This window comes from Methylobacterium guangdongense, assembly GCF_038442355.1.
Lineage (GTDB): Bacteria > Pseudomonadota > Alphaproteobacteria > Rhizobiales > Beijerinckiaceae > Methylobacterium > Methylobacterium guangdongense.
Genome location: NZ_JBBXMX010000024.1, coordinates 49,680 through 57,670 on the forward strand (window position 1 = coordinate 49,680; position 7,991 = coordinate 57,670).

General features: G+C 65.4%; 9 protein-coding genes. 6 read left to right on the forward strand and 3 right to left on the reverse strand.

Going from position 1 to position 7,991, the window contains the following annotated elements:
• The first annotated feature begins 6 nt into the window (after positions 1-6).
• The 6 genes from AAHG09_RS27600 to AAHG09_RS27625 all read left to right on the forward strand — a co-directional run bounded on the left by AAHG09_RS27600 (position 7) and on the right by AAHG09_RS27625 (position 5,008).
• Entirely contained in the window at positions 7-576 is a 570-nt protein-coding gene (locus AAHG09_RS27600) for a type 1 glutamine amidotransferase domain-containing protein (protein WP_342110833.1), read from the forward strand.
• Between the two features lie 459 nt (positions 577-1,035).
• Positions 1,036-1,647: a DUF892 family protein gene (locus AAHG09_RS27605; protein ID WP_342110835.1), complete on the forward strand. Its 612-nt coding sequence runs from the start codon at positions 1,036-1,038 to the stop codon at positions 1,645-1,647.
• A gap of 358 nt (positions 1,648-2,005) precedes the next feature.
• Positions 2,006-2,884 carry an AraC family transcriptional regulator gene (locus AAHG09_RS27610; protein ID WP_342110837.1) on the forward strand — a complete coding sequence of 293 codons (879 nt, stop codon included), beginning with the start codon at positions 2,006-2,008 and terminating at the stop codon, positions 2,882-2,884.
• Between the two features lie 188 nt (positions 2,885-3,072).
• On the forward strand, positions 3,073-4,086 hold the full coding sequence (locus AAHG09_RS27615) for an aldo/keto reductase (protein WP_342110839.1): 1,014 nt from the start codon (positions 3,073-3,075) through the stop codon (positions 4,084-4,086).
• Positions 4,087-4,095: 9 nt separating this feature from the next.
• The gene (locus tag AAHG09_RS27620; RefSeq protein WP_342110841.1) at positions 4,096-4,518 is read left to right on the forward strand and encodes an SRPBCC family protein; all 423 of its coding nucleotides are present in this window, start codon (positions 4,096-4,098) and stop codon (positions 4,516-4,518) included.
• Positions 4,519-4,768: 250 nt separating this feature from the next.
• Positions 4,769-5,008 (forward strand): hypothetical protein, encoded by a 240-nt coding sequence (locus AAHG09_RS27625; RefSeq protein WP_342110842.1) that lies wholly within the window; start codon positions 4,769-4,771, stop codon positions 5,006-5,008.
• Positions 5,009-5,225: 217 nt separating this feature from the next.
• On the opposite strand, the gene AAHG09_RS27630 is transcribed toward AAHG09_RS27625, so the two are convergent.
• From AAHG09_RS27630 to AAHG09_RS27640, 3 genes are all read right to left on the reverse strand, one after another.
• Positions 5,226-5,498, reverse strand: coding sequence for a hypothetical protein (locus tag AAHG09_RS27630; protein ID WP_342110844.1), 273 nt, complete (start codon positions 5,496-5,498; stop codon positions 5,226-5,228).
• 2 nt (positions 5,499-5,500) lie between these two features.
• Positions 5,501-6,265: a Crp/Fnr family transcriptional regulator gene (locus AAHG09_RS27635; RefSeq protein ID WP_342110846.1), complete on the reverse strand. Its 765-nt coding sequence runs from the start codon at positions 6,263-6,265 to the stop codon at positions 5,501-5,503.
• A 170-nt stretch (positions 6,266-6,435) separates the two neighbouring features.
• Positions 6,436-7,991: ATP-binding protein (locus AAHG09_RS27640; RefSeq protein WP_342110848.1), on the reverse strand; the 1,556-nt coding region annotated here is incomplete at its 5' end.

Sequence of the window (7,991 nt, forward strand, 5' to 3'; positions counted from 1 at the left end):
CGACCCATGTCTCTTCAGGGCAAGACCATCGCGATCCTGATCGCCCCCAGGGGAACGGAGGAGCCGGAGTTCACAAAGCCCCGCGACGCACTGCTCGCGGCCGGCGCGACGGTAACGGTGGTCGGGCTTGAGGCGGGCGAGGCCGAGACGGTCAACAACGACCTCGACCCGGCTGGAAAATATCCGGTCGACAAGGTCATCGACGGCTTGTCCGCCTCAGACTTTGACGGCCTCGTCATCCCCGGCGGTAGCGTGGGAGCCGACAAGCTCCGGGGCAGCGAGGCTGTGGTCGGCTTCGTCCGGGACTTCTTCCAGCAGGCCAAGCCGGTTGGCGTCATCTGCCACGGGCCCTGGACGCTGGTGGAGGCCGACGTCGTGAAAGGGCGCAAGCTGACGTCGTTCCCGACCGTGAAGACCGACATCCGCAACGCGGGCGGGGAATGGGTCGACGCGGAGGTGGTGGTCGACAAGGGCCTCGTCACCAGCCGCAACCCGAAGGACCTGCCGGCGTTCTGCGCCAAGATAGTCGAGGAGTTTGCGGAAGGGCGTCATCCGGACCAAGCCCGCAGCGCTTGAAGCCGTCTGACGTCAGCTTCGGCATCGGCGAGCCCCGGCGCTCGACGCCAGTCGACCGAACACCGCTTTCCCAGACCAGCAGCCGTTCGGTGCTGATGCACGCACCGGACGGCTGCTTTATGGAGCTCTGCTTCCTCACAACGACGGCTGGGTTGGGTCGACACCGGATCGGCGGCTTGGGGTGGATTGATGAGGGTCCGCTGCGGGGCAGATCCTGCGGCAAAACGGACCTCGCAGCCAGAGCTATTCACAACCGTTCCAGATCGTTGGAAAGGTCGACCGTGAGTGAACTCCACCAGCCCGGACTATCGCTCGCAGAGCCGAAGGGATCCCGAGTTGGACCCGGCGTTCGCCCGACGCGTTGGCCGTCGTGGTCGCTCGCATCAACCGAACGGCTCGCGTGGTCAGGTCTGTCAAACAGACATTGAGCCAAGAACGGCGAACACGAGGCGTGAAACGATGTCAGGGAACCGGCGACTTTTCGGGGACGGGTTACATCTGCTCCACGAAGCGCATCGGCAGGGGGCGGCACAGGCGGCACGCAACTACAAGACGTCGACGCTGCCAAAGCTCAAGCAGATGCTCGAGGCGGGATCTAAGCAGAACATCGTCCAGCAGAAGCGGTTGGACGAAGTATTTGAATTAATCAGCATCAGGCCCGATCCCAAACAAGATCCGGCCATGCAGGGCATCTGCGATCTCAACGAAGCAGAAATAACCAAGCACAGGAATGCCGCCGACCGCGACCTCATCAACATTGAGTATGGTCAAGTTGCGGCACATTTCTACATCGCCCGGTATGGGACACTCCGTAGTGCTGCACACGCGCTCGGACATACCAAAGCCGCCAAGCTTTTAGATCGTACGCTTGTCGAGACCCGAGCGATCGATCAGGCCTTCACACAGCTCTACAATCATCTACTGGCACGCCGCACCTCGACCCGCTATCCGGACGAAACCGCGCTCGCCACCACGGCGTACATGCACCCCCGCCTTACGGTTGGGCTAGCGCTTGGCGGTATCTTGGTTGCGGTCGCGCTCTCGGAAGCAGGGCGATCCAAGCGACGCTGAAGGGCGGACGCAGCATGGCTCTTATGTGGGGCCAGCTGCCGTCTGCTTCAGGGGACGGGCCAATATATCTCGAATGGCCAGGTTGGGTCGGAAGCCGAATGGCGGCTACGGGTGGTTTCCTGCCCGTCCGCTGCCGAGCGGCAAATGTATTGAAGCGGACCTTCTCACGACAATTTCTCACGCCACCGTGACGCTCGGGTAGACATTGCGCACCCTGCCTCCCCAGCGGCGCCAGGTCCTCCCGCATCGCCGAACTGATCGCGCGCACCCTTGCCGTAACGGCTTGCGATGGATCAGGATCTGCCTGGAAGACTGTGCGCGGCTTTGATGCGCCAGCGCTACTACCCGAGGTGCCTTGATGTCGTTCGAGACGATGGGGGACCAGCGGCGAGGTACATGCCAGGTGCTCGGTCGGGTCGACCATCGGGCCCGCCTAGTCGTCGAACGCCGTATCAACGGCGCCGGCTCGCACCCGAGGCAAGCTTACCCCTGCAACGAGCTCATCGTGATGCTGGAGGGCCGCGCGGTCGTACGACGGAGCGGTGACGGCCGGGACGAGAAATGCCTTGCCGGGGCCGGAACGGCCTGGACCGGACCGGTCGGCTTCATGGAGAAGGCTGAGCTCTCGGAGGCGATCTCGTGCCTGCACGTGTGCCTGCCGCCGGCCCTCATCGAGCACAGTGCCCTGGCGGACTACGGCATTGACGCCTCCTTGATCGAGCTCGCCTTCGTCGGTGGCTTGGCCGATCCGCTCCTCGTCACCTTCGCACGGGCGTTCGAGGGCATGCTGGTCAGACCGCAGTTGCCGACGGACCGGCTGTTCGTCGACGGTCTGACGACCGCGCTGGCAGCCCACCTAATCGCCAACTACACGGTCGACCGCTGGAAGCCGTCCACCGCGGCCCGGAAGCTCGACGAGCGACGGCTCAGGCGAGTGACCGACTACATCGATGCCCACTACGCCGAACCCATACCGCTCGAACGCCTCGCCGCCGAAGCCTGCCTCAGCCCCTTCCACTTCGCGCGCCTATTCCGGGAGGCGACCGGCCTGGCCCCGCACCGCTACGTGACGGAGCGACGGGTCCGCGCCGCCCGAGAGGCGTTGGCGCTCGACCGGGCCACGCTTCATGAGGTGGCCGTAGAGCAGGGCTTCGGCTCCCAGGACAACTTCACCAGGGTGTTCCGGAGAAGCACCGGCATGACACCTGGGCAGTACCGGGCCATGTTCCGCCGCTGAAGCGGCACATCCCCTCATCGTTCGACCCAAACACCGCAAGAACGGCCGGTAGGACCGCAAGAACGGCCGATACGTCGGTGCCGCGGAAATGTACGCCGTCATGCGGGGCTTGGCGGCACGGTCTGCGGCGACCGGCTTGCAGACAATGGCCCCGATGTCGCGCTGACTTCCCCACGCTCGGAGGAGCCATGACCATCAGGGACGCCCTGCTCGCCGGCCCGCTCGGCTTCGGCGCTGCACCGCTCGGCAACATGTTCCGCGACATTCCCGACGACGAGGCGGAAGCTACGGTCGACGCGGCGTGGCAGGCCGGAACGCGCTACTTCGATACCGCCCCGTTCTACGGGAGTGGCCTGTCTGAGATCAGGCTCGGCAAGGCCCTGTCGAAGTACCCGCGCGACGCGTACCGCCTCAGCACCAAGGTGGGGCGCATCATCCTCGACGAGGTCGAGACAGGCGCGCGCGACCAGGGCGAGAAGGGCGAGATCTTCAAGTACGGGCGCCCGAACAAGGTCATCTACGACTACACGGCTGACGGCGCGAAGCGGTCCATCGAGGACAGCCTGAAGCGCATGGGCGTCGACCGGCTCGACTTCGTGTGGGTCCACGACATCGCCAAGGATTTCCACGGCGACAAGTGGATCGGGCTGTTCGAGCAGGCGCGCACCGGAGCCTTTCCCGCCCTCGACCGCCTGCGCGACGAGGGCGTGATCGAGGCCTGGGGGCTCGGGGTAAACAACGTCGAGCCGGTGGAGCTCCTGCTCTCGCTCGACGAGGTGCACCCGAACGGCACCCTGCTCGCGGGCCGATACACGGTCCTCGACCACGGGAGGGCGCTTGAGCGCCTTATGCCCACTGCGGTCGAGAAGAGGGTCGAGATCGTCATCGGCGGCCCGTACAGCTCAGGCGTGCTCGCGGGCGGCAAGCACTTCGAGTACGGCTCGGTGCCGCCGGAGATCGCCGCTAAGGTCGAGACCATCAAGGGGCTGTGCGGAAGGCACGGCGTGCCGATCAAGGCTGCGGTACTCCACTTCTCGCTCGCCCACCCCGCCTCCGCGGCGGTCATCCCCGGGGCGAGCCGGCCGGAGCGGATCGCTGAGGACCATGCCGCCATCAGCTTCGAGGTGCCCGGGGATTTCTGGCGCGACCTGCGCCAAAGCGGAGTCGTGGCGCCTGACGCGCCCCTCCCGTCCGGTCAGTAGGGGGCGGCCATGGCGACGGCATCGGCAAGCGTCGAGATCCCAGCTCCAGCCTCCGAGGTATGGCGGCTCATCGGCGGGTTCGGCTCCCTGCCCGACTGGCTGCCTTACATCCCCAAGTCTGAGTTGCACGAGGGCGGTCGCGTTCGGCACCTAGCGAACCCCGACGGTGGCCTCATCGTCGAGCGGCTGATGGCTTTCGATGAGACCGGACGGAGCTACAGCTACCACATCCTACAGTCCCCCTTTCCGCAACAGGGTTACCTCTCAACTTTACGAGTCCGAGAGACTGGCGACGGGCAGCGGTCGCGCGTTGACTGGTCCGGCGAATTCCAGCCGGTCGGGGTCAGCGACGCGGAAATCTCGAAGCTTTTTCAGGGCATCTACGAGGATGGTCTCGCCGCCCTGAGGCAGCACTACGCCGACAAGGGCTGAACGGCTGAGGCCACCGCATCACTGTCATAGTGGCGGCGGAACTTGCGTCCGCTTTCAGGGAAGGCGCGGCTGTGCATGAACGACCACGTTGGGTCGGTAGCGGGACGGCTGTTCAGGGTGGTTTGCGGTCTGTCCGCTTCCGAAGGCCGATGCGTAGCCACGAGGACCTCTCACGTCCTGTTGCGGACGTGGCGGTCGGCTGCAAGAAAAGGCAATGGATAAGCCCCAGGACAGGCCGGCACCGATCACGGTGGATTTCTACCTCGTTCAGGACTTCGCGAAGGGCGAGGAGCGGCTCGCGCGTCAGGATGGGGCCTACAAGGTGTTTCCACCAGACACGCTGCTGCCGGCGATGAAGTCGCTCAAGATCAAGCTCGCGAAGGAGATTGACGAGCCCGGCGTCCTACGTGAGTTCGTGTTCTCCTTCGAATTTGCTCGCGGCACCGCCCTTTCACATCGCTGGCCGCCGCTCCCTGAGAAGGTCGACTAACGGCCGCTTTCGAGAAGCGCGGATGCTGCCGTGAACGACTGCGGTGGGTCGATAGGAGGCCGTCCGCTTTTATCAGCGCCGCGCTCGGAAGCGGCCGTTCCGCTTTCGGCCAGCATCGGCCGCGGCGAAGGGAACGGGTGAACGTCCGAGAAGGGTGGATTCCCGCCCGTCTGCTTTTGGGTATTAAGTTCGTAAAGCCGACTTTGGCTTACAGCCCTCAGCTTGCGTTCTCTCTGAACCGCTTTCGCACCCACCGCGTAGCGTCTTCCAGGGTTTCGAATACAGGCGGGCGTACCTTCGCGAGCCGCCCGAGCCTGACCTCCATATACCAAGACCCGCGTCGCTCGTGCTCGGGCGCATCGAGGCGCACCAGCACGGCCACGAGCAACCCGTTGGCGATCACGAGCATGCCGACCCGATCCGGGCTCCCCGTGTCGACGGCGATGGACTGCAGCACGACCAGGCTCTCGACGTTGCCCCGGTCCGCCACCGCTACTCTCCTCGGACGCTACTGAGCCACGGCACCTGCCGGCGGCCACTCCAACGCGCGTTCCTGAGGTGGAGGTAGTTGGGATTGAACCCACAGTACGCCCTGAGCCGTTCAACGTCCAGGATCGTCAGGATCCGGTGCTTCAGCGTGATGAGGTTGAGCCCGCGCAGTTCTCGCAGCGTGCGGCTGACCTGCACGTCCGACAGGCCCATCGTGTCGGCGACATCGGTCTGGGTGAACGGGAACGCGTAGCTGTTGTCGGTGACCCGCCCCACCGCCTCCAGGCGCAGCAACAGCTCGCAGAACAGGTGCGCAATCCGCTGGTCGGCCTGCCGGCTGCCGATGTTAACTAACCACTCCCGCAGCACGGCCTCGTCTACAAGAGCGCACCACATCAGGGCCCGCGTTACCTGCGGGTGGTGCGCCGTGATCTCCTCGATGGCGTGCCGGGGGATCTCGACCGTTTTACAAGGCGAGATCGTGCCGATGCTGTGGTCCATTTGGTCGAGGATGAACACGTTCAGGTCGCAGAAGTCGCCCGGCACGAAGAAGGCCATGATCTGGCGCTGGCCGTCCGGCAGGACCTTGTAGCGACAGGCGTAGCCGTCGAGGATGAGATGCACGTGGCTGGGGACGTCACCTTCCTGGATCAGATCCGTCCGCGCCGGGACCTGCCGCAACCGAGGAACGAGCGCCCGCAGCGCGGCGCGGTCGGCGTCGCTCAGCTCCTCGAAGCTCTCAAGCTTGCGGGTCAGCGCATCTCGCATCGGACCAGAACATCATAGCTTGATCTGCAGCCTATGAGAGACACGGGGCAAAAAACCCCGTCATAGGATGTCAATCTGGACTACCGGTAAGTCGATAACCGATTTTTTGATGCGAACGTGTAGCCGGAAAGGGCTGTTCCTGGGCTAGGTCGGTTGGCTGGGGGCTGGGTCTATTTCCCGCGCCGGCTTCGGGCGGCGACGTTCAGCGTCTGCGAGAGCTGCTCCACCGAGTACGGCTTGTGCAGCAGCGGAAAGCCGTGGGTCCCCTCCTGCGCCAGAACGTGGCTGTAACCCGAGGTCAGGATCACCGGCAGGCCGGGATGCAGGCGGCGGATCTCCTTGGCGAGATCGACGCCGTTCATCCCGGGCATCACCACGTCGGTGAACACCACATCGAAGCCGTCGGCGTCTTTCGCAAGCGCCGCCAGCGCCTCTCCCGCGTTGGCGGCGAGGATCGGCAGGTAGCCCAACTCGATCAGCGCCTGCACCGAGAAGCTGCCCACGTCCGCGTTGTCTTCGACCACCAGCACACGCGTGTCGTGTCCCACGATCAGGATATCGGGCAACACGGCATCGGCCGGCTTGCGCGACGCGCCGGACACGCGCGGTAAGTACAGCGTGAACGTCGTGCCCTTACCGACCTCGCTCTCGACCGTCACCTCGCCGCCCGACTGCTTGGTGAACCCGAACACCTGCGACAGGCCGAGGCCGGTGCCCTTGCCGACTTCCTTGGTCGTGAAGAACGGCTCGAAGATGTGGTTCAGGCGCTCCGGCGGGATGCCGCTGCCGGTGTCGCTGAGCGAGACCGCCACGTAGGGGCCAGTCACGGCCGGATGGGTGCGCACCGCGGGGATCGCCTCGACCGGCGCGACGCGGATCGTGATCGCCCCCTCGCCCGCCATCGCGTCGCGGGCGTTGACCGCCATGTTGACCAGCGCCGTGTCGAACTGGCTTGGATCGGCGTCGATGTAGCAGCTCTGCTCGGGCAACTCGGTCACGAGCCTGATCCGGGCGCCGGTCAGCGTCCCGACCATCTCCGTGATCGCCCGCACCCCGTCGCAGGCGGCGAACACCTCGGGTTTGAGCGCCTGCCGGCGTGCGAAGGCGAGCAGCTGGGCGGTGAGCCGCGCGGCGCGGTCGACCGTATTGGAGATCGCCTCGACGTAGCGGACGCGGCGTTCCTCGGGGAGGTTAGGCCGCTTGAGCAGGTCGGTCGAGGACTTGATCACGGTGAGCAGGTTGTTGAAGTCGTGCGCGACACCGCCCGTGAGCTGACCGATGGCCTCCAACTTCTGCGATTGTCGCAGGGCATCCTCGGCCTGCAGCAGATCGTGCGCCTGCTCGGTCTCCAGGGTGACGTCACGCCCGTAGCAGTAGATCAGGCCGTCCTCGGGGGTCGTGATCCAGGCGATCCAGCGGTGACTGCCGTCCTTGTGCTGGTAGCGGTTGCGGTACAGCGGTAGCGGCTCCTGCACGGCTTGACGCAGCGCCGCGCGTGAGGCGGCATGGCCGTCCGGGTCGGTGAACGCGAACAGGCTGCGGCCGACCATCTCCTCGGGCGCCCATCCGAGCAGTCGCGTGGCGGATGGACTGACGGCGCGGAACACGCCGTCCGCGTCGAGGACGACCTGCAGATCCTGGGCGTTGCGCCAGACCCGGTCCAGGTCGGCGCTGCGCTGAACGATTTGTCGTTCGAGCGTCTCGTTCAACGCGTACAGGTCCGCCT

Coding starts and splice junctions, on each gene's coding strand:
- AAHG09_RS27600 (WP_342110833.1), top strand. CDS start 7: ATGTCTCTTCAGGGCAAGACCATCGCGATCCTGATCGCCCCCAGGGGA.
- AAHG09_RS27605 (WP_342110835.1), top strand. CDS start 1,036: ATGTCAGGGAACCGGCGACTTTTCGGGGACGGGTTACATCTGCTCCAC.
- AAHG09_RS27610 (WP_342110837.1), top strand. CDS start 2,006: ATGTCGTTCGAGACGATGGGGGACCAGCGGCGAGGTACATGCCAGGTG.
- AAHG09_RS27615 (WP_342110839.1), top strand. CDS start 3,073: ATGACCATCAGGGACGCCCTGCTCGCCGGCCCGCTCGGCTTCGGCGCT.
- AAHG09_RS27620 (WP_342110841.1), top strand. CDS start 4,096: ATGGCGACGGCATCGGCAAGCGTCGAGATCCCAGCTCCAGCCTCCGAG.
- AAHG09_RS27635 (WP_342110846.1), bottom strand. CDS start 6,265: ATGCGAGATGCGCTGACCCGCAAGCTTGAGAGCTTCGAGGAGCTGAGC.